This window comes from Variovorax sp. GW823-FHT04F07 (genome assembly GCF_058795995.1).
Map to the genome: position 1 here is coordinate 430,693 of NZ_JBXAIG010000001.1, position 25,832 is coordinate 456,524.

Annotated in this window: 24 protein-coding genes; 14 read left to right on the top strand and 10 right to left on the bottom strand. The window is 63.9% G+C overall.

Annotation, left to right across the window (positions count from 1 at the left end; translation table 11 throughout):
- The first annotated feature begins 3 nt into the window (after positions 1 to 3).
- A complete protein-coding gene (locus tag AC1RAA_RS02020; RefSeq protein WP_492726204.1) occupies positions 4 to 318 on the top strand; it encodes a hypothetical protein in 315 nt (104 codons plus the stop codon).
- Between the two features lie 487 nt (positions 319 to 805).
- Here AC1RAA_RS02020 and AC1RAA_RS02025 read toward each other — a convergent pair whose 3' ends face one another.
- Positions 806 to 1,126: a helix-turn-helix domain-containing protein gene (locus AC1RAA_RS02025; protein WP_235926630.1), complete on the bottom strand. Its 321-nt coding sequence runs from the start codon at positions 1,124 to 1,126 to the stop codon at positions 806 to 808.
- Between the two features lie 177 nt (positions 1,127 to 1,303).
- Here AC1RAA_RS02025 and AC1RAA_RS02030 point away from each other — a divergent pair, with 177 nt between their 5' ends.
- The 8 genes from AC1RAA_RS02030 to AC1RAA_RS02065 all read left to right on the top strand — a co-directional run bounded on the left by AC1RAA_RS02030 (position 1,304) and on the right by AC1RAA_RS02065 (position 7,486).
- On the top strand, positions 1,304 to 1,717 hold the full coding sequence (locus tag AC1RAA_RS02030; protein ID WP_159277263.1) for a zinc ribbon domain-containing protein: 414 nt from the start codon (positions 1,304 to 1,306) through the stop codon (positions 1,715 to 1,717).
- A 37-nt stretch (positions 1,718 to 1,754) separates the two neighbouring features.
- Complete coding sequence (locus AC1RAA_RS02035) at positions 1,755 to 2,963, top strand: toxin-antitoxin system YwqK family antitoxin (protein ID WP_159277262.1); 1,209 nt, start codon at positions 1,755 to 1,757, stop codon at positions 2,961 to 2,963.
- Between the two features lie 215 nt (positions 2,964 to 3,178).
- Entirely contained in the window at positions 3,179 to 3,634 is a 456-nt protein-coding gene (locus AC1RAA_RS02040) for a hypothetical protein (RefSeq protein ID WP_216850712.1), read from the top strand.
- 146 nt (positions 3,635 to 3,780) lie between these two features.
- Positions 3,781 to 4,617: a YqaJ viral recombinase family nuclease gene (locus AC1RAA_RS02045; RefSeq protein ID WP_492726206.1), complete on the top strand. Its 837-nt coding sequence runs from the start codon at positions 3,781 to 3,783 to the stop codon at positions 4,615 to 4,617.
- A 390-nt stretch (positions 4,618 to 5,007) separates the two neighbouring features.
- Complete coding sequence (locus AC1RAA_RS02050; RefSeq protein ID WP_159277260.1) at positions 5,008 to 5,535, top strand: hypothetical protein; 528 nt, start codon at positions 5,008 to 5,010, stop codon at positions 5,533 to 5,535.
- Positions 5,532 to 5,762, top strand: coding sequence for a hypothetical protein (locus tag AC1RAA_RS02055; protein ID WP_159277259.1), 231 nt, complete (start codon positions 5,532 to 5,534; stop codon positions 5,760 to 5,762). Before AC1RAA_RS02050 ends, AC1RAA_RS02055 begins: the two co-directional genes overlap by 4 nt.
- Positions 5,763 to 5,892: 130 nt before the next feature.
- Complete coding sequence (locus AC1RAA_RS02060) at positions 5,893 to 6,639, top strand: DUF7227 family protein (RefSeq protein WP_159277258.1); 747 nt, start codon at positions 5,893 to 5,895, stop codon at positions 6,637 to 6,639.
- A gap of 406 nt (positions 6,640 to 7,045) precedes the next feature.
- Positions 7,046 to 7,486 carry a helix-turn-helix domain-containing protein gene (locus AC1RAA_RS02065; RefSeq protein ID WP_159277256.1) on the top strand — a complete coding sequence of 147 codons (441 nt, stop codon included), beginning with the start codon at positions 7,046 to 7,048 and terminating at the stop codon, positions 7,484 to 7,486.
- Between the two features lie 432 nt (positions 7,487 to 7,918).
- Here AC1RAA_RS02065 and AC1RAA_RS02070 read toward each other — a convergent pair whose 3' ends face one another.
- The gene (locus tag AC1RAA_RS02070) at positions 7,919 to 8,677 is read right to left on the bottom strand and encodes a helix-turn-helix domain-containing protein (protein ID WP_492726207.1); all 759 of its coding nucleotides are present in this window, start codon (positions 8,675 to 8,677) and stop codon (positions 7,919 to 7,921) included.
- Positions 8,678 to 8,730: 53 nt separating this feature from the next.
- Here AC1RAA_RS02070 and AC1RAA_RS02075 point away from each other — a divergent pair, with 53 nt between their 5' ends.
- The gene (locus AC1RAA_RS02075) at positions 8,731 to 9,153 is read left to right on the top strand and encodes a VOC family protein (RefSeq protein ID WP_492726208.1); all 423 of its coding nucleotides are present in this window, start codon (positions 8,731 to 8,733) and stop codon (positions 9,151 to 9,153) included.
- Positions 9,154 to 9,216: 63 nt separating this feature from the next.
- Here the strand turns inward: AC1RAA_RS02075 and AC1RAA_RS02080 are convergent, their stop codons facing one another.
- Both AC1RAA_RS02080 and AC1RAA_RS02085 read right to left on the bottom strand, forming a co-directional pair.
- Positions 9,217 to 10,425, bottom strand: coding sequence for a lactonase family protein (locus tag AC1RAA_RS02080; RefSeq protein WP_492726209.1), 1,209 nt, complete (start codon positions 10,423 to 10,425; stop codon positions 9,217 to 9,219).
- Between the two features lie 709 nt (positions 10,426 to 11,134).
- Entirely contained in the window at positions 11,135 to 12,550 is a 1,416-nt protein-coding gene (locus AC1RAA_RS02085) for a DUF3987 domain-containing protein (RefSeq protein ID WP_159277253.1), read from the bottom strand.
- 951 nt (positions 12,551 to 13,501) lie between these two features.
- Between AC1RAA_RS02085 and AC1RAA_RS02090 the strand changes: the two genes are divergently transcribed.
- The gene (locus AC1RAA_RS02090) at positions 13,502 to 14,617 is read left to right on the top strand and encodes a YagK/YfjJ domain-containing protein (RefSeq protein ID WP_159277252.1); all 1,116 of its coding nucleotides are present in this window, start codon (positions 13,502 to 13,504) and stop codon (positions 14,615 to 14,617) included.
- A gap of 192 nt (positions 14,618 to 14,809) precedes the next feature.
- Here AC1RAA_RS02090 and AC1RAA_RS02095 read toward each other — a convergent pair whose 3' ends face one another.
- The 6 genes from AC1RAA_RS02095 to AC1RAA_RS02120 form a co-directional block, all read right to left on the bottom strand.
- Positions 14,810 to 15,550 (bottom strand): hypothetical protein, encoded by a 741-nt coding sequence (locus tag AC1RAA_RS02095; RefSeq protein ID WP_492726210.1) that lies wholly within the window; start codon positions 15,548 to 15,550, stop codon positions 14,810 to 14,812.
- Between the two features lie 154 nt (positions 15,551 to 15,704).
- On the bottom strand, positions 15,705 to 15,962 hold the full coding sequence (locus tag AC1RAA_RS02100; RefSeq protein WP_159278343.1) for an AlpA family phage regulatory protein: 258 nt from the start codon (positions 15,960 to 15,962) through the stop codon (positions 15,705 to 15,707).
- A gap of 26 nt (positions 15,963 to 15,988) precedes the next feature.
- Positions 15,989 to 17,011: a helix-turn-helix transcriptional regulator gene (locus tag AC1RAA_RS02105; protein WP_235926620.1), complete on the bottom strand. Its 1,023-nt coding sequence runs from the start codon at positions 17,009 to 17,011 to the stop codon at positions 15,989 to 15,991.
- Between the two features lie 525 nt (positions 17,012 to 17,536).
- A complete protein-coding gene (locus AC1RAA_RS02110; protein ID WP_492726211.1) occupies positions 17,537 to 17,992 on the bottom strand; it encodes a nuclear transport factor 2 family protein in 456 nt (151 codons plus the stop codon).
- Positions 17,993 to 18,053: 61 nt separating this feature from the next.
- Complete coding sequence (locus tag AC1RAA_RS02115; protein ID WP_095744962.1) at positions 18,054 to 18,638, bottom strand: BPSL1445 family SYLF domain-containing lipoprotein; 585 nt, start codon at positions 18,636 to 18,638, stop codon at positions 18,054 to 18,056.
- 70 nt (positions 18,639 to 18,708) lie between these two features.
- Complete coding sequence (locus tag AC1RAA_RS02120) at positions 18,709 to 19,134, bottom strand: CBS domain-containing protein (protein WP_062480639.1); 426 nt, start codon at positions 19,132 to 19,134, stop codon at positions 18,709 to 18,711.
- 640 nt (positions 19,135 to 19,774) lie between these two features.
- On the opposite strand from AC1RAA_RS02120, the gene AC1RAA_RS02125 reads away from it, so the two are divergent.
- Genes AC1RAA_RS02125 through AC1RAA_RS02135 form a run of 3 tightly spaced genes read left to right on the top strand, consistent with a single transcriptional unit; the run spans position 19,775 to position 25,811 of the window.
- Positions 19,775 to 21,052: an HlyD family secretion protein gene (locus AC1RAA_RS02125; protein WP_492740533.1), complete on the top strand. Its 1,278-nt coding sequence runs from the start codon at positions 19,775 to 19,777 to the stop codon at positions 21,050 to 21,052.
- A gap of 32 nt (positions 21,053 to 21,084) precedes the next feature.
- Entirely contained in the window at positions 21,085 to 22,413 is a 1,329-nt protein-coding gene (locus tag AC1RAA_RS02130) for a hypothetical protein (RefSeq protein WP_492726213.1), read from the top strand.
- Entirely contained in the window at positions 22,401 to 25,811 is a 3,411-nt protein-coding gene (locus tag AC1RAA_RS02135) for an efflux transporter outer membrane subunit (RefSeq protein WP_492726214.1), read from the top strand. The genes AC1RAA_RS02130 and AC1RAA_RS02135 overlap by 13 nt, the downstream gene beginning before the upstream one ends.
- Positions 25,812 to 25,832: the final 21 nt, after the last annotated feature.

The following is a 25,832-nucleotide window of genomic DNA, read 5'->3' on the forward strand; positions in this document are numbered from 1 at the left end:
AAAATGGAAAGAGAAGACGTACTGGTTTTGCTAGACGCCAGTTTGCAACCAATCTTCGAGGAGCAATTCGAGCAATCGGCCCGAATCACCTCCCTGCGCTTCTTGCTTGAAGACCTGTTCGCGGACCAGTATTCGGCCAGGCTGCCAGATTTCAGTGCACGCATGGATCGGCTCCTGGAGCTGACACGTATCGCGTCGGTGAAAGGCGGCCCCGCGAGTGCTGAGCGCTTGCGTGAGATGAAGGTGCGCGTTGCGACACATCTCGAGCGGTTCCGAAGCGAGACTGAACGGAAAATCGTGGCGCGATCTTCGGGATAGACCTGCTCGAAAGGGCGCCTAATCGTCGAAGGCGGGCTTGTCGCAAGCTAGAAGAATCGCGTCCAAAACTGCGTCTCTAGCGGCTTCGTCGGCATTGTCTCGACAGGCAGCGCACACATGGATTTCGGTCCCCTCTGCCGAGACGATTTGGACAACTCCCTCCCACGCGCCACCCGATTTTCGTTGCCGGGATGTCGCGAAATACAAGGCGTTTGCACCACGGACGACGTCGAACATGCGACCAGCGTAGCCCAAAATTCCTGCCGATTCCATAGGGGGAGGCGGCTCCCTTTCGACATCATTTGCCCCGCCTGCCGTTCCTGGTGCCGCCGGTATAAGGCTAGCGCGGCCGTCGGCAATGCCGCCGACGCGGTCATGGCATCGCTGATGTAGCGCTGGGAGCGACCCGATGTTGAAAATCTAGCCAAAACTTCTGGATTCCAGAATTTTTCAGACCCATATGACTAAGGTGAGCACGCAGGAGAGCTCAGCTCTTTCGCGTTGGCTTTCGTGCATGGCCGACGGACTTGTCCAGGTCCTTAAAAAACTCTGACGGTTGGACGCCGAGGCCCTCGATGATTTTGAGGATGTTGATGAGTGCGAGATTGTGCTCGCCGCGTTCAATTCCACCCATATAGCTGCGATCTATTCCGCAAGCATCGCCAAACGCCTCTTGCGAATAGCCAAGGTCCTTTCTGCGGCGGCGAACGGCTTCTCCGAAAGCCACTAGCTCCGAGGCTTTCTGCTTGTCCGATGTACCAGTTTTGACCATCCGCCAATGGTCTTGTCCTCCTGCATAAAGCTCCACGGGATAAGATTGCGCGGGATATGGTTACCATTTGAGAAAAGAGTTTCAAGGAGCGTAGGGACGCCTTGGGAGCTTGCTGTCGCTTGGAGATTCGCAGAGACACGTGAGGCTCTACGTCCGGCGTTCTCTCGCGCCTTTCACGACCTTTCAGTTCAGTCAGAAATTAAGGAGAACCCAATGACCAACTTCGTCCACTGCCGCGGCTGCGGCCACCAGATCCACGAAACCGCCCCGACGTGCCCCAAATGCGGCGCGCCTCAAGCTGTCGCACCGCAGCTTGCATCCACCACTCATGCGCCATTGGCGGGAGCTCCTGGTCCCTACGGCGCCATTCCCTGGTTCCGCCAGCGCTGGGCCTTGGTCTGCATGTTCCTGGTCTTCGCTCCAGCAGCCGTGGTCGTCGCCTGGAGTGGCGAGATTTACTACTTGGCGGGCACAGCCATCAAGACTTTCCCGAAGAGCGCCAAGATCATCATGACGGTGATCACCGCACTGCTGCTGATCGCCCTGGCGGGCGATGACGAGGCCTTCCAAGGCTTCGCCGGCATGACTCTCATCGGCGGCGCCATCGGCTTGTCAGTCCGCAAGTGAGCCGAGCGGACAACCAATTCCTTCCTCCCCACACCCCATGAAAACCATCATCAAGGCGCTTCTCGCGCCGTGCACGTCCGTGGCCGCCGCGCTCCTACTGGTCGCCTGCGGTCCTTCGACCTTGGAGTTCCGCAACGCGGAGATCGTCCAAGGCAAGTTCTACCGCCAAGGCGCCGACAAGCCTTTCAGCGGCAAGATCGACAACGTGCCTAGCAACACAATCCTCGTACGCAAAGAGTTCGATGTTGTCAGCGCGCTTCCCACAAACGTGTTGGACAAGGCGGCTCCGGACATTCTGCACAACGCCATGGGCCAAGTCTGCGAAGTCCGGGTTGACGAAGGTGTCCTGGATGGCGCCACGACCTGCACCACAGGCTCAGGGAAATTCAAGGCCTACGAAATGACGTTCGATCAAGGCGTGCTCACGGGCGAGTTCAAGTTCTATTTCCCAGGGACGAACAAGCCCAAGGCAGTGGTCCGCACCGACCACGGTGTACTTGATGGACGCTCTATCGTTTACGGTCCCGAAAGCGGCCGGGAGGTGCTCAATGTGACCTTCAAACAGGGCAAGCTCGCCCAGACCGAAGAAATCTTCGATGACCAGTCTGGCAAGCTCGTGCGCCGCATCCCGGTCGAAGACGGGGCCATCACGGGCGAGATCGTCGAGTACGTCAAGCATGGCACCCAGCTGTACTACCGATCGCATGTGCAGATGGGGGTGAAGCACGGACTCGAAGAGCAGTATGTCCATGAGAGCGGAATCCTCGAATACCGCCAAAACTGGGTGATGGGCCAGCTGAACGGCGATGTGTTGCGTTCAAAGCGCGACCCCAAGACCGAACGGACCGTGAACGAGCAGTACGTCGCTCAGCGCTACGCAAACGGCAAGGTGGTCTATGCGGCGGATCCCAGCGATGGGTATATCCCTGATCTGGAGAGGATTGCTGAAGACGCGCGCCGGGAGAAGGTCCGGGCTTGCGTCAAGGAGCGCCGCGACAAACTGGCTCAGGAGGGGCGAGATTTTCTCAATGATTCAGCGATCGATCAACTCAACGCCGAGTGTTACCACGCGGTGGTAGCCGCCACCTCGAGTACATCAGTCGCGGCACCCACGCCAGCCAAACTCCAGGGGTGCATCGACGCCCGCATCGTCGCCTTTCGGATCCAGCATGGAGACGAAGAAGTGATCACCGCTGACCAGCTCTCCGAATGGGAGACCGAATGCCGTGAAGGCAAACGCTCCTGACGCCACAACAGGAGCTCTCTCGCTCCAAGGGAGCCATCTCTCCGCTCACCACAAGCCGCCCTCGGGCGGCTTTTTCGTTTCCGTCTTCCGAAGCGCCCGGCGCGGCCACCGCCCGCGTCGGGCTCTATGCCGCCGCATCGCCACAGCTCCCTTGATTTGTCCCTTGCTTCCTTTCCATCCCAACCCCTCAACCTCAACAAAAGGACCCATTCACCTTGTCTTATCTTCAATGTCCCAACTGCGGCTCTGACCGTATCGAGACCCGCGACATCGCCCAGCGAACCGGCGGCACGCTCGGTGGCCTGGCCGGTGCCGCCGGCGGCGTCGCCGGTGCGCTTCGCGGCGCGCGTGCCGGCTTCGCGATCGGCATGGCTGCCGGCCCGGCCGGCGGAACGCTCGGCACAGTCATCGGTGTCGTGCTCGGAGGCCTGGGTGGTGGTGCTCTCGGCACCGAGGTCGGCGCCATCTTCGGCCGCGTCGTCGACGACCGGGTCCTGAACAACTGCAGGTGCGCCACCTGCGGTCACACATTCAGTGGTCGACGGGGCGCGTCCGAAGGGCCGTGGTCGCCACCGGATTCATCACCTGTGTCGTCGTCGTTCCGACCGACCGATCCGTCCCCAACGAGCACCCCGTACTACGACGACCCCGAGGACCCGGACCTGGACTGATGCGGTTTCGCCGATCTGCGACCTCCCAGACTTCTACATCCGAACTTTCCGCATTCGATCCCTCGTCAAAGCCCCGCCTCTCCATTGAGAGGGCGGGGCTTTTTGCTGGATGGAGATCGATTCCAACCCTTTCATGGAGAGAACTCATGAAGAATCCAAACAGCGAGACCACGCAACGCACTCTGGCAGCGCGCGTCCGGCGGCGCGGCCCTGCGTTGCAACTGGTTCAGCGCGCCCATCCGCAGACGCCGACGCCCGAGCGATGGCCGAACATGCGCGAAGCCGGCCTCGGACACCTCGACGCCGCTGCAGCCGTCGGTCGTGATCCCTTCAAGATGCCAGTCCGGCTCTGGAGGGAGAAGACAGAGCGGCATGACCTGCTGCAGCCTGCCCAGAAGCACCGCTCGCAGCTTGAGGACAGTGCTTCCTACTGGAATCGACTGCTCGATCCCATCGTCGCGGCGCACTACACCTTGCGCACCGGCCGCAAGGTGCAGCGCACGAGCACCTTGTTGCGGCACCCGCAGCATCCTTGGATGTTCGCCCACCCCGGTCGCGAGGTTGTCGGTGCTGCCGACGTCCAACTCCTGGAGTGCCGATGCGTCGGGATGGATGCCGCGGCAATGTGGGCTGAAGGCCTTCCCGGCTACGTGCGGATTCAGGTCCTGCATCAACTGGCCGTTGCCGGTGTCCAGGCCATCGACGTCGTCGCGCTGATCTGTGGGCAGGATCTGCGCATCTATCGCGTCGAGCGGGACGAAGTCGAGATATCCCGGCTCATCGAGGCCGAGCGCGAGTTCTGGCACTGCGTGGAGATCGATCAGGCACCGCTCGACCAAGGCGAGATGGTCGCACCGTCATCTCTGAGCCCTGAAAGCTCCCGCCCGTCAACCGACCCGCCAGAACCGCCACCACCGACGCTGCGTTGCTGTCCGCAGCTCCAGAGGGCGCAGGTCCAGGGTGTCGTAGTTCGTGAACGGTGAGCCGGCGCGGCGGCGCATTTCTGTCTCGAACTCGTGAGCGGTGCCGCGCGCGTAGAGGTCTCCCTGCAGCGCCTTCTTGCGCCACTCGCTCGCCAGTGCGCCCAGCTCCTCGTCGGACAGCCTCTCCTTTGTCGTCATGTGCGCAATTGTGCCGTGCCAGGCGCCGGTAGATGAGCGCGCACGCGACAACTTGCCCTGGGACTGGCTGCGGCCATGCCCGGAATTTCTCTTCCCTCCCTACAGCCCGCCTTGCGCGGGCTTTCTTCATCAGTCACATGCCACACAACACTTTTTTCGCGGGGATCGGCGTGCCCGTCGCGCTCGTCCCCACATTCCACCCGCCTTGCGCATGCGTTGCCACGCTCGGCTCATCCAATCGGAGCAACTGACATGGGGAGCATCGTCTACCGGGCTACCAAGGACCAAGCCGTCCATGACGAGCTGCAGAACGTGGGAGCTTTCGCCGCGGTGCTTGCTCATCGCGCGATCGGCAACCGACTGTGGTTCCTGGCGCAAACCCGCTCGGGGAAACATGCCGGACGGATCTGGATCGGCTTGACTCTCATCGACTGCAGGAGCGGCCAAGCGGCCGTCAAGAGCATGGACGAGAGCTGCGGCCCGTGCTACTTCGACTGTCCTTTGGCCTTTCTGGATCGCGCCGATCCTCCGATTGGTCCCTACGCAGGACCTTGGCGCGAGAAGGTGCGTGAGTTCCATACCAACCGAATGGCCAAGCGAGCAGCCATTCGGCAGGGGCTGCGCGTCTCGTACGACGGGCGTACCTACGAACTGCGCCACAGCCTGGGCCGGCGTGGTTGGGAGGTGCAGCGCGAGGACGGGGTGATCTTCCGCATGAAGGCAAGGCAGCTGCAGCAAGCGGCGCTGCTGCCTGCGCCAGAGGCGAGGGCGCGCGCATGAAGCAATCTCGATCTCAGACCAACGTCGAGTTCGTGGTGGACCTGATGGAGTTCAGCGCGCATGGGGCGTTGATCCAGGCCTTCGTGCTGCAGGCATTGACGTACTACGCGCAGAAGGTGGCCGCAGCCGATCCAGAAGCACTGGATACCGGAATGGTCAGCGGCCATGCCTGGCACGGCTGCGCCGTCGAGATCCAACGAAAGCTCAAACAGCGCCTCGATAGCTAGGCCCTTCCTTCTCGGGCCCCGCGAGCCCGAACCATCCCTTCCATCCCGCAGGCCCGGACTTCTTCTCGAGCCCATGCAGTGGGTAGGCGAGGGCGGTGCGCTGCGGCATCGACTCTCAAAGGAGAAAACCTTGGTCACCACGATCTCACGAGGTGGTCCGGCGCTGCGCGCTGCGTCGACTGCCCCCGCCGAACCATTCATTTATCACTTCACCCGCGTCAGCCGCAATGAGAAGACTGGGCCGATGGCTGTCACGACGACGAGCGCGAACACGTGTCCTCCGAACTGTGGCCTACGGCACAACGGCTGCTATGCCGAGAGCGGGCCGCTGGCGATTCACTGGAGAGCCGTCTCGGAAGGCTTGCGCGGCTCGACCTTCGACGCGCTGCTGCAGGAGATCGGCACGCTGCCTCGCCGTGCGCTGTGGCGCCACAACCAAGCCGGGGACCTGACACCATCGTCGCCCGGCGTGATCGATGCGGGGTTGCTGGTCAGGCTCGCGAGGGCAAACAGGGGGCTGCGCGGATTCACCTACACCCACTACCCGCCCACGCCAGCGAACAGCGCAGCCATTCAGCAGGCGAATCAACTTGGCTTCACGGTCAACCTGAGTGCACAGACGCTGGCTCAGGCCGACAGCTACGCCAGCCTGGGGATCGCACCCGTCGTCGTCACTCTGCCGCAGGGCACCATCAAGCCAGTGCGCACGCCAGCAGGCCGTCAGGTCGTTGTGTGCCCAGCGAGCCTGGGCAACATCGATTGCCTGAACTGCGGCATCTGTCAGCAGCGTGACCGCTCGGTCATCATGGGTTTCCCTGCCCATGGAACAAGGGCCAAGCGCGTGGAGGCGATCTTCCTCAAGGAGGCCTTCCGATGAGGCAAGTCGATGAGACACGAGCCTCAAGCGCACAGTCTCAGGACGCGGAGATCTTGTTCGACGAAGAGTTTCTCAGCCAGGTAGACCGTGCAATGCTTGCACGCAAGCAAGCTGATCCCTCTCGCTTGGAGGAAGTGCGGCGGGCTGTGGAGGTTGAGAGTCAGCTAGCCAACTTGACGAACGCATACGGGATTGATCGGCGAAGCGATCGCGGCCGCAAGGAAATCGGTTGAAAGAAAGTCTGGGCACTCCTTCACGAAACGAATTCGTGAAGGAGTGCCCAGACGGTCAGCTACGACTTCTTTTTGGCAGTTCTCGTATCGTCCTAGAGCGGAAGGGTCTAAGGCACTCGAAGCGGCCATCTTGGCCGAACTGCCAACTAAGCAAGAAACGGCACAATGCGCTCATGCCAAATATCGCCTCGATTCTCAAAGCTGAAATTTCCCGCGTAGCTCGCAAAGAAGTGCGCGCCGAGATTGAAACGCTGAAGAAAGCATCGGTCGCACATCGTTCGTCCATTGCCGACCTCCGCCGTCAAGTGAGCGCGCTGGAAAAGGAGCTGCGACGCGTCGCGAAGGGCGCGGTACGTTCTTCTGCGGCTCCGGATTCGGGTGGTGATGCAGGCGAGGTGACGAAGCGCCGCTTCAGTGCTTCAAGGTTGGCGGCACATCGCGCAAAGTTGGGACTATCTGCCGCGATCTATGGACAACTGGTGGGCGTGTCTGGACAGACGATCTATCACTGGGAACAAGGCAAAGCGCGTCCGCGGGCTGCGCAACTCGAGAGTCTTGCGGCAGTGCGAGAGCTTGGTGCGCGCGAAATTGCGGAACGTCTCACCACTCAATAGCACAGAGCTTCTGCAAGCGCGGGGCTACGTTCTGAACATGAACATGGATACTCGCCGGGCGGCGATCCTCCTGTTGGTACTTGCAGTCATAGCAGGATTGCCATGGCTTGTCGGGTATCTAAGACGCGACTTGCCCACGCCGCAACAGGCCTGTATTCAGAAGTGCTCAGAGATCAAGAGAGATGGCTACCTCGTTTACCGAGGGCCCGCGACCCCAAAGGATAAGACGGCCGACCTCGAGTGTGAGTGCCGATGATGAGGTAAGGAGCGCACCAGACGGCACTACTTACAAGATCGGCTCAGTTTCCGGTCGGCGCCAGTACGTTGAGAGGGATCTACGAAGGATCCACTCTCCAAAGTACAACCGCGTCTGGGCCTCTCGGCGCAAGCGCGTGCCCGGTCCCAAGGGGTGGGTGGTGGCCGCGTGCTGAGTCAATCGCGTGGCAGCGTGGAGGGCGGACGTCCCGCGAGGTGACGGCTTTCGCGCGCCAGGTGCGGTTGATCGGCGTAGCCGGCTTCGGCGGCCAGTTGGGCCAACGGTGTCGATGGCTCTGCGCGCGCCAACTGCAGGAAGCGCTGGTAGCGCAGCAGGCGTGCCAGTGTTTGCGGGCCGTAGCCGAAGTGCTGCACGAAACGGCGACGCAGCGTGCGCTCGGGCTGCTGCAAGCGCTCGCAGAGCCAGCGCAGCGGCGAGTCTGCGGGGGCCATACCGGCCTGCAGCAGGCAAAAGGCTTCGGCCATTGCGGCATCGGGCGTGAGGTCCGCGACTGGCCGCGCGGCCACCCTGTGTACGAATTCTGTGGACGAATCGGCGGCGAGACATGCCGCACGCGAACCCCACAGATCGTCCAGTGCAACGCGGCAATCCGTCAGCGCATCCATGTCGATGCCCAGCCATGCGGCCGCCGCACCGGGATGGAAGCGCAGGCCCAGCACCTGCGCGCCGGGCCGTAGCGCTTCGGCGTGCGGTTGCCGGTCGGGGCCGGCCACGCGCACCACGCCATCGATCCACTGCAGGTCGATCGAGCCGTCGGGCACCACCAGCAGCGGCGTGCCGTCGGCATCAGTAGGCAGCACATGCATCCACTGACAGGCAAAGATGCCACGCAAGGGCGGCGGCACCGGGATTTCGGCGTAGTGACCCACCTCCTGGGCGAGCGGTGTGGCCGTTTTGTTCAAGTCGGCGGGCATGACGTGCTGCAAGCTGGAGGCTTCGATTGGACAGCAAACCAGGAGCCCCACACATGAAAGCCCGCATTTCCGTTCTCACCCTCTGCGTCGACGACCTGGAGCGCGCGCTGCGCTTCTATCGCGACGGCCTGGGCCTGGCGACGCCGGGCGTCATCGGCCAAGAATTTGAACACGGCGCGGTTGCCTTCTTCGACCTGCAGCCCGGCCTGAAGCTGGCGCTGTGGCCGCGCGAGAGCCTGGCGCACGACAGCGGCATCGCGCGCCGCGGCAGCGCCTCGCCCGACTTCACTATTGGCCACAACCTGCGCAGCGAAGCCGAGGTGCTGGCCACGATGGCGCAGGCCGAGGCGGCCGGCGCGACCATCGTGAAGCCGGCGCAGAAGACTTTCTGGGGTGGCTTCGCGGGCTACTTCCAGGACCTGGACGGGCACCTGTGGGAGGTGGTCTACAACCAGGCGTTTCTGCCGGAGGACTGACGCGGACATGGCGCCAGCACCTCGTGCCGGACGGGCCACGTACAGCGATTCAATGACACTTCTTCACCTCGACAAGAAAATCTTGTTCGGCGAGCGTCCTGCCATGACTGTCAGTGCAGCTTGTGGATTCAGCACGCCCGACACCACATCGATGGAGTAGACCGACACGTTGTTGTCAGTGTTGTCCGCCACATACGCGAACTTCCCGTTCGGTTCTATCGCAATCGAGGCAGGACGATTTCCTGTGGGAATGGTTGGCGTCACTGCGGGTGCCAGCGCACCGGTCGAGGCGTCCAGGGTATAGGCCGACACGTCATGGCTGTCCAGGTTCGCCACGTAGGCAAAGCGTCCCTTCGGGTCCACGGTGATGCTAAATGGAGCGCGACCTGTCGCAGGCGGTGTTGTTGCGAGCGGCGCCAGTGCCCCCGACACGGGATCGATGGAGTAAGCCAAGATGTTCCAGTCGCCCTGATTCAACACGTAGGCGAAGCGGCCGGAGGGATCCACGGCAATATCGCGGGCTCCGGCCCCGGCCGCCACGGTGGGGATCGCCATGGGACTCAGCGCACCGGACGTGGCATCGATGTTGAATGCCGACACGGTGGCGTCGCTGATGTTCGCCACATAGGCGAAGCGGCCCGTGGGGTCGATGGCAATACCGTAAGGCGCTCTGCCGGTCGCCACGGACGGCACCGCCATCGCGCTCAGCGCACCCGTCTCGGGGTCGATGTTGAAAGCCCGTACGCTGTTGCCCACCAAATTCACGAAGTAGGCGAAGCGACCAGTGGGATCCACCGCCATCCCCGCTGAGATTCCCCCCGCCGCCACAGTTGGGGCGGCGATGGGGTGCAGGTCGCCCGTCGTGCGATCGATCGCGTACGCCGACACGCCGTTGCCCAAAGCGCTCGACACGTAGACGAATCGGCCCGAGGGCTCGATGGTCAACGCGTACGGACTTGGCACCGACAGCGTTGCTGCCGGGCGCAGGGTGCCGGTCGTCGCATCGACGGCGTAGGCCGACACGCTGTCGCTGTTGCCGTTCGACACGTAGGCAAAGCGTGAAGGAGGCTCGGCGCAGACGACCTGGATGTCGCTCACCGTGGCCGCCGCGATCGTTCCGCTGCCGTTGCTTACGGTACACACGCGCGTCAGGATCTTCGACTGGGATTTGATCGACACAGCGTAGCTCGCACCATCGGCAAGCGGGGTCACAAAACTGAAGTGGCCATCGGTGGCGATGGGCAGGTCGTCACCTGCGTTGTTCTGCAGCACAAGCCCGGCGCCGAGCAGCCCCGTGACCTTGCCGCCGATCGTATAGGTCGGTGCGGGGGGAGTTGGGGCTGGGGGCGCTGGGGCAGGAGAGGGCGCGGGGGCAGGAGAGGGCGCGGGGGCGGGGGCGGGGGGCGGCACCGAGATCGGGGAAAAGCCGCCACCTCCACCCCCGCCGCACCCTGAAACGACTAGCGCCACCAGCGCGCCTGCGACGCGGAGAAGAATTTCGCTTGAGTGGAGCCGAGGCTCCGATCCGTGCCATCTCATGTTCTCGCAAGGCCCTGCCATTTGTTACGGCCGGCGATGTTAGTGAGCAACAGCGCAAACGGCCATACCCGAGAACTGGTAGACGCACCCTCACAGATTGCCCCTCAGGTCGGGGACGGCGGCGCCACGCCAAGGCGATCGACTGCAGCCTGAGGCGCCGGCCGCCGCCGAGATGTCGCAGTGCTGCCGTGCAACACCACGAGCCCTCGTACGACAGCGGCTGAGGGCGGGTGTCGGACAACCTTTAACCGTTGCAGCCGGTCGGCCCATCCGCAGCCTTGATACATTGCTGCAGTTCCTCATTCACCAGCCGCACCAACGTCCCCAACTGAACGTTCCCCGGAGGGCGGATTGATGACACACCATGGGAAGCATCGATGTCGAAATACACGCGGCGGGGAGCTGCCTACTTATCGCTGAGTGACGCTTTTCGCCCCTTGCTTCAGGGGGGAAGAAGCTGCGGCATTGAGGTCAACTGGACGTACGAAATGCGTCGAAATTGCCTGAGGCAAGCGCGCCCGGAGTACTGAAGCACCTGCCAAGCCTGGATGCGTCGCGGACGCCCCCAGTCCGGGGGGGCGATGTGCGACAAGTCTGCGAGTCGAATCATCTCTCCACGGTAGATGGCGTGCCCAATCAACTGCTCCAATTGCATCGCGTCGTGCTGAGCTCGTGTCTGCGGTGACGTCTCTGTGATCATGCGCACGAACTGGCGTGAGTGCCACTGGACGATGCATTCAGCATGGGCGAGTGTTTCCGCATTGATGAAGCCCGGAAAATCGTTGAACGTGTGGATGATGCATGCATATCGGGCTACGCGTTCCGCAAGCTTGGCCGCGTAGCCTCCGAGGTGTTGAAGAGCCCCTCCAGGTGCAGACATCGAGACGGTGCGTTGACGCAGGTCGCGGAAATATGCGGCCCCATCCCTCGTGAATGGGATTGCACGCCGTGGCTTGTTTCCTGCCCTACGGGTGCGGATGCGTTCCTCCAACAAGTAGCTGGTGCGCGATTGGTACGCCGGAACGGCGATGTGCCTCTTCGGTCCCGAATACGGGGGGTGATCGTTTGCTCTTTTGGGCAGTAGGTATGCCCATTCCACCCGTGCAGAAAAACCTGTGTCTAGCGCTTCTTCGCCGCGACGCTTGAAGTACCGAAGCGTGGGCAACGGCTGCACGAAGCTCAGAGCCGAAAGACGAGGGCCATAGATGGTGAAGGCGTGCTCGGCGGTTGCAGACCGGTTCGTGTCGCCATCCCACGTGGAATCCATGAAATCGAAGTCCTTGCCCATTGCTCCATTGAGCATCTGACCTGCGTCCATGGAGACGATGAACCCGGATGGCCAGGCTGCAAGGCCACGTCGCAAACCGGTTGGGGTCGGGTTTTGGTAGAGCAGCTGAATTTGCGGCGGCGCCTTTGGCTCATTGCGCAGGTGCGCGACGATGGCTGCTTGCGCCTGCGCGGTCGACTTCTCTTCGGCGAGAAGGCGCCGCACCTCGGAACGCTTGTGGGCCAATTCCTCCTTCCACACAAGCCGCGAGGCTTCGAGTTCATGGAGATCCTGTGCTTGCTCGTCCAACTGCATCTGCACGCGCTCGTGAGGCTCCAGGAACACTTTGGCTCCCGTGCTCTTGCCTTCACCCGATTGGGCGCAAATGAAGGAGATCATGGCGATGGGCGACGGCGCCAGATCCGGGCGCTGGACATCAAAGTGATCCTGAACAGCCGCAGCAGCGGAAGTCATTGCAGCGATGGCCGGAATGGCCTGTGCGGTGTCGGTGTTGTGGCTGTGCTCGATGGCTGCGCTGGAGATCAGCGGCCCGCTCGAAAGCACCGGGTAGGGGTCATCGGGGAGATACATCAATACATTCCGAGGTCGATTACAGATACACCAAGCCGCATTCGCGATACGGGCCGCGTTGTCATGTGGCACCCCGAGAAATTTAGATGAATGCACCTCCTCGTTCTAGTTGCTTCAGCTGAATGGACGTGTGCTCGTTCAGCACCTCCCCTAATTTCATGCAGGACTCCGAATCTAGTGGGGGATGGACGCCCGAGGCGGGAATGCGAAGAAATGGCTGCCGTGCATCCACCAAGCAGGAACTAGATCAACAAGCAACTTTTCATTTTTGGAGTTCTCGATCGTCCGTGATCCGCACCTTCCCCACTTTTTGGGGGGCTGCTCAAAACACATCGATGGATTTAGTTGCAGCCCTGTTCTTCCGAAATCGAATGTCTCAGAATTCCTCTCAACGCTGTTGATCGATCCACGTGCAGGGGAGGTCGACTGCATGTTTGGTCAGCCGGTCGGTGACCAATTCAACGACGAGTGGAAGGAGAAGAAACGCGCGTTAGGCCGGGGAAATCTGAGGGCAGTGCTGATTGCGATCACACTTCTGCGCAGGCCGAGATCCGGTATCTATGTTATTGCTCGATAAGAGATGGGGATAGGAATCTTTCGACTGTCCAATGACAGTCGAAATCTGAAGACGAACGAGGTGAATTCATGCTCCTCAAGAGCATGAATTTAGGATCATGAAGATCCACGTCCATCAACCAATCAGCCTGCTTGGAGATATCAGGAGAAATCGAAGTGAAATGCACTGTCGTTAATCAGTGCGGTAATGAGGAAAAGGGAGAGATGAAATCGTCGAGAGACGAAAGAACTTGCAATCATCAAGGGCGAGGAGCTCTTGAACCTCAAATCCCCCCACAAGGTGGGGCACAACGCTACTTGCTATTTTCTTTTCGGCAAGGCGGAACTGTCAGTCCATGAGAAGGACCTCATGGGCCGAAGCGATAGGAGAAAAAAGTGATCTCGAAAGGCTACGAGCGCAAGCTCTTTGATCGCCGTGCGCCTGAGCGCCATGCGTACATCTATGGACTGAACAAGAACGGCGGGCGCACCCAGACGCTCGTTCTGGGAAAGGAGCACGAATACGCCTCGGACGTCAAGCGCGCCGCGCAGGTGGCGCACGCGGTTGCTCGCTCGCAGGGCGCGGTCTTCTGGCTGGAAAAGGAGCGCGGCGGGACATGCCAGGTAATCCGCGCGAGCCACGATGGAAAGCGCTTGCTGCAGGCCCTGCAGTTGCCTTTTGACGACATCCAGGCGACGCTGCCACAGCATCACATGAACCCGCTGTACGAACTCTTGCAGCGCTCTCGTGAGAAGCACACCCCGGACCCTATGGCGCTGAGCTTTTGGAACGCGCATACCGACGACGCGGCACATGTGTTGCTGGGCTCGTTGGAGGCGGTAGTGCGAGATATCCGCGAGGGCTGGACGTCCGGAGGGGTACGCAAGGCATTGGACACCGCGCGACGTCGCTCGGACAAGCGCTGGAAGTCGGTGAAGAAGGCAGAAGAAGAGTCGTTCCAAGACTGCGCTGATCTCCTGACGATTCGCTTGGACCTGCACTTCCACTCGCAGTTGGATGGGTATCCCTACGCACCGGCTGTGTCGGAGGATGAGGCGTACGGCTATATCGTGAAGTTTGAGCGCTATCTGCGTGAGCGCCACCCCTTGGTGCGCTACATGCGCAACATGGAGTACGGGACCGAGACCGGGTTCCACTTTCACATGCTGGTGTTCCTGAACGGAAGCCTCGCCCAGGACGGCGTGGGGACCGCAAAGGCGATGGGCGAGCACTGGGAGTGGGTGATCACCGAAGGGAAGGGGCGTTACTTCAACTGCAACGCGCAAAAGTACGTGAAGCCCGTCTTGGGGCGCATCCACTACTCCAATGTGGTGGCGCGTCACGCGCTGCTTGAATCGGCAGCCTCCTACCTGACCAAGACGGACTTCTGGATGCGCTATGACGCATCGGGCAAGTCATTCGTGATCAGCCGTCGCTACAAGCAGCCCTACCCGGGGGGCGCCAAGCGCAAGTTGTGGCCGGAGGCTGAAGGCGCCGCTGCATCCGCGTGAACAAGTGGTCGCGCTTTGGTTGCTTGCTGTGCTTCGGGTGCGCTACTTCCAGGGTGCTGTCGTGATGCGCCGAAGGCTGAGAGAGCTCGCCATTGCGCTGCAACGAATGCGCGCCATGCGCATTCGTGCATCCCGGTTGGCGTCCGGAAATGGATGAAGGTTGGCGTAGAGAGGAGGGCCTCACGAGCGTTTCTATCGGGAGGGTTGGCTCAAGCGTTTGATAAAGCGTTCGTGGGCGTAGCGCCGACAAACTTCCAATGCGCGCGGATCATTCCGAATCAGTAGGTCAACCTTATCGATCCAAGTCTCCTCGGATAAGGCGACATTGATTTTCCCCTTGTACTTGTGAGCGATCTCACTCAAGCGTTCACCGATGCTCTCCGTTGCGTGGCGCTTGTACCGCCACTTTTCGGGGGGAGCCATGGTGCGCAGAAAGCGAATAGCCAAACGCAGGAGGCGGGGGGTGTCCTTGTACCCCTTGTCGCTGTTCTTGCCGCCTTTTTTGCGGGCCTGTTTCGCTGCTTCTTCGATCTGCTCGTGCTTGGCCCTGAGCTCATCGTGGAGCACCAGGCGCGAAATGGTACTGTCCACGAAAAGGTCATGGACCATCGAGGCAGGGTACGACGCCAGGATATGCCAGGTGATTGCCTGCTCCAGTTCGCGGACCATGCCCTCGATCCGCTTTACCTTCGCTGTCGGCATTTTCTTGGGCAGCCGCAGCTTCACATGTTGCTCGAAGAAGCTCGGCTTTATGAGGCAAGACAACTCGATCATTGAGCTCGTCCGACCAGTTTCTCGCAGTTGCTCGAGGGCGAAGCTGCGCATCTGATCGTAGTTGATCGGAGGTGAGACAGGGATTGCTTCGGCGCCCCTGCGCATGGAGCGCGCAATGTTCTGCAATAACTCTTGGAGGCTGTCCCGATCGCTGTTCAACCGCAATCCTTTAGGTCAACGTCACGGTCCGTCGAAGGGACAATGGAAAAGATGGAGCTATTCATATTCGTTTTCACTTCTGCATGCGTTCAGAGAGAGCTATCGCTTCGTCATTCGTCTTGGCGATGGTGTCCTGAAAACCGTTGAGCTAGGCTCATTGTTCTTTCTGGAGCTGTGATGCAATCCATGCATCGAGCTTATCCTCTCGGTAGCCAATGGCACGTTGCTCGATCTGCACTGGGCTGGGGAACGTCTTGTCGTGGTAGCGGCTCTTGGGGTTTTGTCGCTCATGGAGACTTGAGCGCGAGACACCATACGGGCGACGGCTTCCTTGGAGTGAAGCAGTCGTGTTTCGAATCTGTAGAGTTGCGGCATGGGCGCCAGTGCTTGCAGTACTACATACTGCATGAATAGCTCAGCGTGGTGACCATCGTTGCCTCATTGGCGCGACGCGCGGGTCCTCGCTGCGAGCCAACTTTCAATTTCGCTTTCCAGCCAGCCAACGCTTGAACTGCCGAGTTTCACCTGTTTGGGAAAGGCGGGGTCATAGCGCGGAGAGTTTGCGTCGAGTCGGTCATAGATGGCCGAGCGCGACAACGAGGTTCGCGCCTCGACTTGGCGCCGGCGCAAGATCACTGTGGCAGAGCTGTGCTGCGTGGGTTCCACTGAAGCTTCTATGCTTTCCCTCGGTGATCGGTGAGACTTGCTGTCCTGTTGGGAGGATGGCTGCTTCATTTTTGGCCGCGGGGATGCCGAGATTGGCGTCGTTACGGGAGAAGCGAGGTCAACGAGTGCTGTCGTCCCTTCGGGGGCGCTGGTCGGGTCTGCTTTCACCGAATCACTTTGGTGATCGGCTTCAAGTGCTTTAGGTGATGTTGCCGTTCTTGCGGCCGAGGCTTTCGGTTTCGACACCGAGTGGATGGAGCGAGAGCCTGGATCATCAACCGTGCGAAACCTATGTGCCTTGAGGTAGTTCAACGCATCTTCGCGACGGATGAAGATGTTCTTTCCTGCACGGCCCTCGTCGATGTGATGCTGGTTGAATGCGATGAGCTTGCCGGACGCGATTTCTTGCTGAAGTGCGAGGCGATGCTTCTCCTGAATCTGGAGTATCTGGTGGCCGTTGGCGGCAACCGTTTCTTCGCTCACAAACACGGGCCTCCAAGGGAGGCGATCAGGATGCTTCAGATAGGCATCCATGAACACCTCTCGCTCTCTTGGGGGCATACCGGCGTGTGGTGGCAGACCTGGCAAGATTCGAAGCAGCGTTGCTCGTTCTGCCGCTGACATATCGGATTGGATCTCTAGATCCGAGGTCGGCAGCTTTACGAGCTTCTTCTGGAGCCAGGCATAGTCTTCGGCTTCTCGCATGCTGGGGCAGATGGACTTGGCGATTAGCCGAGTGAAATCCCAAAGATCGATGGGATCATCGAGGGGAAGTTGGATGTCAGTCTTCTGCACGCCGGGCCTTCTCGAAAAGTTCCTTCCGTCCTTTCGATTGCTCGAAGGGAGGGCGTCGGGCCCTCACTTCAACTGTACCAATCTTGACTTCCAGAAAGGGCGTGGAAGTCAAGAAGACGGCCGCGCGAATTTCCGCGCATGGCGCGAGGGCCGCTACCGCGGTAGCGGCCGACTAGTGCGGGTGAAAGGGCTGCCGCGGCTATCCGGCTGACCATGCGGTTTGGCCGGTCGCCGAGTCCGTACGCGCACGCCTCATTTGCACCTGAGTCGACGGAACATGCCTATCGATATTCGCGGAATACCGCGGGGCGCAAGCAAGGTGCTTAGTCCGACATCGCGTCGCGGAATGGCAACAAACTCGCTCAGCCAGGACCCTCAAGGGATTCGAACCCCAAATTCAGGGGAACGACGAGGGGAACAAGTGTTGCATTGAATGGGTTATCTTCAATCCTCCTGTGATGTAGAAGAATAGATTGGATTCCCTTCACCCGCTCCAGCCAACATTCCTCGGCGCCCGGCAGCCTCTCAATCGATGCCGTGCTGCCGCAGCACCTCGGCCTCATCGCCGGTGATCCAGCCGAACACCTTCGCGCTGTCGCCCTCGAGCCGCACCAGATAGACATTGGTGAAGTCGATCACCTTCTGCGCGCCCTCGACCTTGTAGATCGCTCTCCACGCCACGCGGGCGAGCCCGTGCATGTCGTCGATGGCCGAGATGTCCAGGTTGCGCACGGTCATCCGCTGCACGCCGGTGTCGCGGTAATGCTTGAACCCCTTCGCGGACACGCGCCTGAGTTCTTCATCGTTCTTGCCCGTGAAGACGCCTGCGGGCGAGGCGGCAATGAAGCACGCGGCGTACAGCGCCGCCACGGCTTCGAGGTCGGCTTCGCCGGTCAGTCCCGCATTGAATTCCCGCTCATAGCGGTCGAACAACGCGCGCGTCGCGGATTGGATCGGGTGGGCTTCGGCTCCGTTGAGCATGATGGCGGGCACTCCTTGTCGATGGCGTTTCCGACCGGATGCCCGTCATGCCATGCCCGTATCAAGGTCGAATTTCGGTGACCTTCGCACCCTGCACCGACGCACCAGCCTCCAGGCCCACATTGGTCATCACGAAGGCGACCACGGGTTGCCGGAAGGTGCTGCTGTCGACGACGCCGTTGGCACCGTAGCGTGCCAGCGCCACCGTCGCGTCGACACCCACCGTCCAGCCCCGGCTCTGGCGGAACTTGTCCAGCGCCTCCCTGGAGGTGAACACGTAGAACACGGCCTTCGACTGCGCACCGGCCTGGAAGCCGATGGAGCCGGCGGTCGTGCTGTAGTAGCTCTGCGTGCGGCCGCCGCTGCGCAGGGCACCGCGGCCATAGTCGGCGCCGATGCCGAAGCTTCCGCCCACCACGGACGGGAAGACCAGCACGCCCTGCGCGCCAGCGACGAGCGCGCGCGAACCGGCGACGGTGTCATAGAGGCGGGCCAGCGATGCGTCGACCTGGGCGTCGATGGCCGATGCCGACGAGGCCGGGATGTCGTTCGCTGCGCCGCTGGGGCGGGTGACCGTGCAACCGGTCACGGCGAGGCTCGCCGCGATGGCTGCGGCTGCGAGCAGGTGGAAAGGTGCGACGTGCATGGCAAGTCCTCCAGGAAGAAAGGGAAGGGACAGTGAATCGGGGTGAAGGACCTCGCCTGGTCAGACCTTCTCAGGCCTCGACGGGTTGCGAGATGCCGCACAGCGCCTCGGCGGCCGGCTTGACCTTGGGCTCCTTCACCGCGACATCGGCCAGCGCCAGGATGCCCACCAGCCGCTTGTCGCGGTTGACGATGGGCAGGCGCCGGATCTGGTGCTCGGCCATGAGCTGCGCCGCATGATCGACGGCGTCGTCCTCATAGGCCCAACGGATGCCGTCCGACATGACGTCGCGCACCTTGGCGTTGCCGTCGTGCCCTTCGGCGATGCCGCGCACGGCAATGTCGCGGTCCGAGATCGCGCCGATCATGCGGTCGTTCTCGCCCACCGGCATCATCCCGAAGTCGCCGTCGCGCATGCGCCTGGCGGCCTCCGCGAGGGTGGCGTCGGGACTGATGACCTCGACATCGCGGGTCATCACAGCGTTGACTTTTCGCATCTGGAATCCTTTGAAGAAGAAAAAAGCAGGGTGGGCTACAGGTCTAGTCTTCTGCGCGTTGCGATGTGTAGGACAACCGCCGAAAAGCCGGTGGTGCAAAGGAAGAACGCGCGCATGCCGCAGCCTGGGCGTGTCCCCATGTCGCGAAGGGCATAGGGCTCGCCGGGGTTGATGACCGTCGCTGATGCGTGCCCGCCACAGCGCCCCTGCGGCGGCTGTGACCAATCGCGGCAATATCGTTACGGCCTGTTGAACGCGACGCCGAAGCCGCGTTGTCGACGCCGCGCGCGCAGCGGGCCGCTTCATCGGACCTGGCCCCGTGCGACGCCCGTGGGCCTTCGAGACAAACGCGATCGCGCGCTGTTCCGTGCGTGCCGACACGCCCAGCCCGTGTCAACCCCCACCGCCGCAACACCTATGTAGGACTTCGCCCGGTCCGCGGCCGAAAAGTAGATGTGAAGTTCGCACATCTTGTTTCTCCCGGAAGCAGGGTCGGCCGCGCTTTGGGCGTACCTTTATTGCACCGCAGCACGACAAATCGAGGCGCGGACCGAGGGGTCGGGAGGTTGATTCGAGTCTCTTTCTTCACCAGACGGCATGCCGTTCGCCGGCATGCCGTCGATGTTTCCAAGAGGTGGTTATGCGAGTGTCCAGACCCATTCCTTTTCCGTCGGAACCGGGCCGACCGCGCGCCCCGGGTGCCGGAAGTGCCCGGCGCCAGCGGGGCGCCTTCGTTCCCAAGCTGGCGGCCTATGTGCTGCTGGCCTTCGTGCTGTGGCTGATGGTCGCCACGCTGGTCGAGCCGCTCCTGTCCTCGCAGGCCACGCGGGCCGTGCTGCAGGCGCCGGTCGGCATCGTCACCTCGCCGATCAACGGCGTGGTGACGCAGATGGCGGTGCGCACGCGCGATGCGGTGGCGCCGGGCACGCTGGTGGCCACGGTGCGCAACCCGACCGTCAGCCAGGAGATCCTCACCACGCTGACCACGCAGCGCCTGGCCCTGCAGAGCCAGCTGTCGCAGCTGGGCAACCAGTACAAGTCCGACAGCCAGGAGATGCGCTCCATCGGCCAGCAGGCGCAGGTGACCCGCCAGGCCTCGCTGGCGCAGACCTGGGACGCCTGGGAGATCGCACAGCGCCAGCGCGACGTGGCGCACAGCGTGGTCGCCGAGCAGGAGAACAAGGTGCGCACCAACGAGGCGCTGCTGAAAGAAGGCGCCATCAGCGAACAGGTGATGAACGCGTCCGAGGCCCAGCTGAGCACCGCGCGTGCCAATGCGGCGGTGGCCGAGCAGGCCTTCGCGGGACAGGCGCAGACGGTGGTGAGCGCGGGGCAGGGCGCCTTCGTGGGCACCAGCGGCAACAGCCTGTTCCAGACGCTCGCGAGCCGGCGCGAAGCGCTGCGCAACAGCAGCGACCGCGCGCGCCAGGACGGCACCGCGATCGTCAAGCAGCTCACGCAGATCACGCAGCTCGAGGACGAAGAGCGCCGCCGCGTCGACAAGCTCGCCGCCTACGAGGTCAAGGCGAGCCAGTCCGGCATGGTGCACACGGTGCTGGCGCCCGAGGGCGCGTATGTCACGGCGGGCTCCTCGCTGGTGCGCGTGACCGACTGCAGCCGGATCGGTGTCGTCGCCGTGTTCCCTGCGCGGCTGGCCAAGCGCCTGAGCGTTGGCTCGAAGCTCGACGTGAAGGTGGCCGAGAACGTCGCGGTGCCGGCGCGTGTCGAGCAGCTGCTGCCCGTGGCCTCGGATGCACTGCAGAGCACGTACAGCGTGCCCTTCCCCTTTGCCGAGCAGGGCTCGATCTATGCGGTGGCGCGCATCGAGGCGCCCGAGCCGCCGCCCTCGGAAGACGGCAGCCGCCAGACCCTGTGCGTGCCGGGCAAGGTGGTCTCGGCCAGCCTCGCCAAGGCGTGAGAAAGCATGTCGCGCAGCCCACCGAGAACGCCATGCCGATCCCTTTCTCTTTCCGTGCCGTGGCACGGTGCGCCGCCGCATCGATGGCGCTTGCCGGCGTCGCTGCTGCTGCCGCGCCTTCGCCTTCACCCGGCACCACGCAAAAGGCCCTTGCGCGCGAGAGCTGCGACGGCCTGCGCCGCGCCGTCGCGCACGACCAGGGCGGCGCGACGTCGGGGCCGTTGTTCCTGACCAGCTACCGCCCGGCGAACGCACAGGGCGAGCCGCCGTTCGAGCCCGCGCTGGCGGGCGCCGCCTTCACCTACGACAACGCGCTGGCCGGCATCGCACTGCTGGCGTGCGGCGAGCGCGCCGCCGCGCGGCGCATCGGCGACGCCGTGGTGCGGGCGGTGGCGCACGACCAGACGATGCCCGACGGGCGCGTGCGCAATGCCTACCGCGCCGGGCCGGTCACCGAGGAAAAGCCCGCGCTGCCCGGCCGCTGGGACGCCGGGCGCAAGCAGTGGATCGCCGACGCTTACCAGGTCAGCACTGCCACCGGCAACGTGGCCTGGGCCGCGCTGCTGCTGCTGAACCTGCACCAGGCCGAACCCACGCCCGCCTACCTGGCGACCGCGCGACGGCTGCTGGCCTGGACAGAACAGAACACGCGCGCCCGGAACGGCCCCGACGGCTACAACGGCGGGCGCCACGGCTGGGACCACGCGCAGCGCGCGCAGACCTGGAAGTCGACGGAGCACAACCTGGACATCGCCGTGGCGGCGGCGTGGGCCGCACGGGCCGTGCGCGCCGACGGCCAGCCGGACGGACCCGAGCCACGCCAGGCGCGCACCGCGCTCGACTTCGTGGGCCGCATGTGGAACCCGTCGGAGCAGCGCTTCCACATCGGCACCAAGGAGGATGGCGCCACGATTTCCACCGAAGGCTCCGGCCTCGATGCGCAGCTGTGGCCTTTGCTCGCGGCGCCCGAGGGCTCCTGCGCCTGGGTGCGCAGCCTCGACTGGGTCGAGAAGCACCACCGCGTCGGCGCGGGCTACGGTTTCTCGCGCGAGCCCGACGGCATCTGGACCGAAGGCAGCGCGCAGGCGGCCGCCACGCTGGTGGCCCGCAAGGGCGCGGCGCCCGAGGCGCTGTGGCAGCTGCTGGCCTCGCAGCGCGCCGGCAACGGCCTGTACTACGCCACGCCGAGCGCGCGCATTGCCACCGGCCTGGCCATCGGCCCCGATTCGACCGGTGCCGATTTCTTTTACTACCGCTGGCCGCACCTGGGCGCGACCGCCTGGATCGCCCTGGCCGCCACGGGTTTCAACCCCTTCACCGGCAAGACCGCCGCATCGGAAGTCCCCTCATGTCCAGCCTGATCGCCACACCGGAATTCCAGCTCAACGCCCTGGTCGGGGGGCTCGCCTTGCTCCTCATGACCTGGGCCAGGGTCGAGCGCATCACCCACCGCGTGCTGTTCGGTGCGCTCACCGCGTTGCTGCTGCTGCGCTACGCCGTCTGGCGCGTGGTCGCCACGATGCCGCCTTCGGACCTGGGCTTCGAAACCCTGTTCGCCTGGGTGTTCCTGGGCTTCGAGCTCACGGCCATCGTCTACACGCTGATGTCGATCCACATGCTCATGCGGCGCCGCGACAACCGCGCGCAGGCCGACCGGGGCGAGGCCGCGCTGCGCGAACGCCATGCGCGTGGCGAGGAGGTGCCGGCCGTCGATGTCTTCATCTGCACCTACAACGAAGAGCTGGCCGTGCTCGAGAAGACCATCATCGCCGCGCAGGCCATCGACTATCCGCGGCTGAACGTCTGGGTGCTCGACGACACGCGGCGCGACTGGCTGCGCGAGTACTGCGAGCGCCGCGGCGTGCACTATGCGCGGCGGCCCGACAACCGCCACGCCAAGGCCGGCAACCTCAACAACGGCCTGCGCCTGTCCGCGGGCGTGACCGACGCGCCGTTCATCCTCGTGCTCGACGCCGACTTCGCGCCGCAGCGCCAGATCGTCTACCGCATGCTCGGCCTGTTCGAGGACCGCCGCGTGGGGCTGGTGCAGACGCCGCAGTTCTATTACAACGCCGACCCCATCCAGCACAACCTGCGCGCCACCGACAGCTGGGTCGACGAGCAGCGCGTGTTCTTCGACGTGCTGCAGCCCGCCAAGGACGCGGTCGATTCGGCGTTCTGCGTGGGCACCTCGTTCATCGTGCGGCGCGACGCGATCACCGAGGCCGGCGGGTTCCCGGTGGGCAGCGTGTGCGAAGACATCCACACCACCTACCTGCTGCTGCGCCACGGCCGCATCACGCGCTGGCTGGGCGAGCGGCTGTCCAATGGGCTGTCGGCCGAGAGCATCATCGACTACATCAACCAGCGCAGCCGCTGGTGCCTGGGCACCGTGCAGCTCGCGCTGCTGCCCGACGGGCCCCTGCGCGGCCCGGGCTACAGCCTGTCGGCGCGGATGCACTTCCTGCACGGGCTGCTGCACTGGCTGGGCAAGCCCTTCATGGTGCTGGTGCTGCTGGCACCGGCGCTGTACTGGTATGCCGGCGTCTCGGCCTTCCATGCCACGCCGCAGGCCTTCGCGGCCTACGGCCTGCCGTCGCTCGTGATGTTCTGGGCCTACAGCTACTGGGTCAGCCAGCGGCGCTGCCTGCCCGTGTTCAGCGAGGTGAGCCAGCTGGTGGCGGCGATGGCCGTGAGCGGCACGCTGGCGCGCGCGATGCTGAAGCCCTTCGGCCATCCGTTCAAGGTGACGGCCAAGGGGCTGGACCGCTCGCGCACCGTGGTGCACTGGAAGCTGGTGGCCGTCTTCGGCGGCCTGCTGGTGGCGCTGCAGGGCGCGGCCGCGATGGCGGCGCTGGGCGGCGAGGCGCTGACGCCGGGCGACCAGCTCAACCTCGTGTGGACCGGCATCGCGCTGGTGCTGTGCCTGAGCGCGCTCATGGCCTGCGTCGACCTGCCGCGCCCGCAGCAGGAAGAGCGCTTTCCCTGGCGTGCGCGGGCACGGGTGCGCACGGCGGCGGGCGAGGGTGAGTCGCGCTTCGTCAACATCGCGGCCGACGGCGCGCTGCTCGAAGGCCGGGGGCCGCTCAAGCGCCTGCGCGTCGGGCAGCCGCTGGAGGTGCACGTCGAGCCTGTGGGCTGGCTGCCGGCCCACCTTGCCGCGCGCGGCAGGGCGGGTGCCGAGCTGAAGTTCGCCGCCACCGAGGCGCAGCGTGAAGACCTGGTGCGCCACGTCTTCAACGTGCCGCCGAGCCACGTGGCCGTGCAGGTGCGGCCGTGGCAGGCGGCGTCGGCGCTGTTCGCGAGTGCGGGCATGCGCGCGCCGGGCGCGGGCTTTGCGCGCCTGTCGCTGCGCCTGCTCTTCGCGGTGCTGGCGGTGTGCATCGTGCTGGTGACGACCGGGTGCAACCTCACGCCGCCGCTCAAGAACCCCGACCTGTCAGTGCCTTCGCAGTGGCCTGCGGGCACGACGGCGCCGGGCGCGCAGCCCGTGGACTGGCGCAGCTTCGTGCAGGACGAGGAGCTGCGCGGCCTGATCGCCACGGCGCTCGAGCAGAACCGCGACCTGCGCGCCTATGCCGCGAAGGCCCGCGAGGCGCGCGCGAACTATGCGGGCAACCGCGCTTCGCTGTTCCCGGCGCTGGGCCTGTCGGCGCATGCCCAGCGCGCGCAGACCACGCCGCAGGGCTCGCTCAGCCCGGTCGGCAACCTGCCGTCGGACGGGCGCGTGTCCAACAGCTTCGACGTGCAGGCGGGCGTGATGTCGTACGAGCTGGATTTCTTCGGCCGGCAGCAGAGCACCGCGCAACAAAGCGGCGCGCTCGCCGAGGCCGGCGACAAGGACCACGCGGCCGCGCGCATGAACCTGGTGGGCGAGGTCTCGAACGCCTACCTCACGCTGCGCGCCGACCGCGCCCTGCTCGCGCTGGCCGAGTCCAACGAGGCCGCGCTGAACGCCAATGCCGACACGATCGGTCGCGCCCGCGCCGTGGGCGGCGCCGCGCAGCTCGACGTGTACCGCGTGCAATCGCTGCTGCAGACCGCGCGCGTGCGGCAGGAGGAATACCGCATGCGTGTCGCGCAGGACCTGCAGTGGCTCAACGTGCTGGTCGGGCGCCCCGTGCCGCCCGAGACGGGCAGCGCGCGGCCCTGGCCCGAGCGCTCCACGGCGCAGGTCGCGGCCGGGTTGCCGTCGAGCCTGCTGCAGCGCCGGCCCGACCTGCTCGCGGCCTATGCGCGCGTCGAGGCCGCCAACGCCGGCGTGGGCGCGGCCAAGGCCGCGATGCTGCCGACCATTTCGCTCACGGCGCTGGCCGGCGGCGTCAGCAAGGAGCTGTCGACCCTGCTCAGCAGCGGCAACAGCAGCTGGGCCGGTGTGCTGGGCGTGTCGCTGCCGATCTTCGACTGGGGCCGCCGGTCCGCCAACGTGAGCGCCAGCGAAGAGCGGCTGGCCGCCGCGATGGCCGGCTACGAATCGGCGGCGCAGGTCGCCTTTCGCGAGGTGGCCCATGCGCTGATCGCCAGCGACCACCTGCAGCCGCAGCTGGAGGCACAGCAGGCGCGCGTGCAGGTGCTCGAGAAGGTGGCCGGCATTTCGCGCACGCGCTTTCGCAGCGGCATGGAAGACTACTTCTCGAGCCAGGATGCGCAGCGCGAGCTCTACACCGGGCAGCAGCAGCTGATCGAACTGCAGCTCAAGGCGGCGGTGAACACCGTGAACCTGTACAAGGCGCTGGGCGGGGGCTGGGGCAGCGCGTAGTGCGTGGCGTCGGCGAAGAGC

Coding starts and splice junctions, on each gene's coding strand:
- AC1RAA_RS02110 (WP_492726211.1), bottom strand. CDS start 17,992: ATGCTCAACGGAGCCGAAGCCCACCCGATCCAATCCGCGACGCGCGCG.
- AC1RAA_RS02125 (WP_492740533.1), top strand. CDS start 19,775: ATGCGAGTGTCCAGACCCATTCCTTTTCCGTCGGAACCGGGCCGACCG.
- AC1RAA_RS02035 (WP_159277262.1), top strand. CDS start 1,755: ATGAAAACCATCATCAAGGCGCTTCTCGCGCCGTGCACGTCCGTGGCC.
- AC1RAA_RS02085 (WP_159277253.1), bottom strand. CDS start 12,550: ATGTATCTCCCCGATGACCCCTACCCGGTGCTTTCGAGCGGGCCGCTG.
- AC1RAA_RS02135 (WP_492726214.1), top strand. CDS start 22,401: ATGTCCAGCCTGATCGCCACACCGGAATTCCAGCTCAACGCCCTGGTC.
- AC1RAA_RS02075 (WP_492726208.1), top strand. CDS start 8,731: ATGAAAGCCCGCATTTCCGTTCTCACCCTCTGCGTCGACGACCTGGAG.
- AC1RAA_RS02120 (WP_062480639.1), bottom strand. CDS start 19,134: ATGCGAAAAGTCAACGCTGTGATGACCCGCGATGTCGAGGTCATCAGT.
- AC1RAA_RS02130 (WP_492726213.1), top strand. CDS start 21,085: ATGCCGATCCCTTTCTCTTTCCGTGCCGTGGCACGGTGCGCCGCCGCA.
- AC1RAA_RS02050 (WP_159277260.1), top strand. CDS start 5,008: ATGGGGAGCATCGTCTACCGGGCTACCAAGGACCAAGCCGTCCATGAC.
- AC1RAA_RS02045 (WP_492726206.1), top strand. CDS start 3,781: ATGAAGAATCCAAACAGCGAGACCACGCAACGCACTCTGGCAGCGCGC.
- AC1RAA_RS02055 (WP_159277259.1), top strand. CDS start 5,532: ATGAAGCAATCTCGATCTCAGACCAACGTCGAGTTCGTGGTGGACCTG.
- AC1RAA_RS02115 (WP_095744962.1), bottom strand. CDS start 18,638: ATGCACGTCGCACCTTTCCACCTGCTCGCAGCCGCAGCCATCGCGGCG.
- AC1RAA_RS02070 (WP_492726207.1), bottom strand. CDS start 8,677: ATGCCCGCCGACTTGAACAAAACGGCCACACCGCTCGCCCAGGAGGTG.
- AC1RAA_RS02020 (WP_492726204.1), top strand. CDS start 4: ATGGAAAGAGAAGACGTACTGGTTTTGCTAGACGCCAGTTTGCAACCA.
- AC1RAA_RS02030 (WP_159277263.1), top strand. CDS start 1,304: ATGACCAACTTCGTCCACTGCCGCGGCTGCGGCCACCAGATCCACGAA.
- AC1RAA_RS02065 (WP_159277256.1), top strand. CDS start 7,046: ATGCCAAATATCGCCTCGATTCTCAAAGCTGAAATTTCCCGCGTAGCT.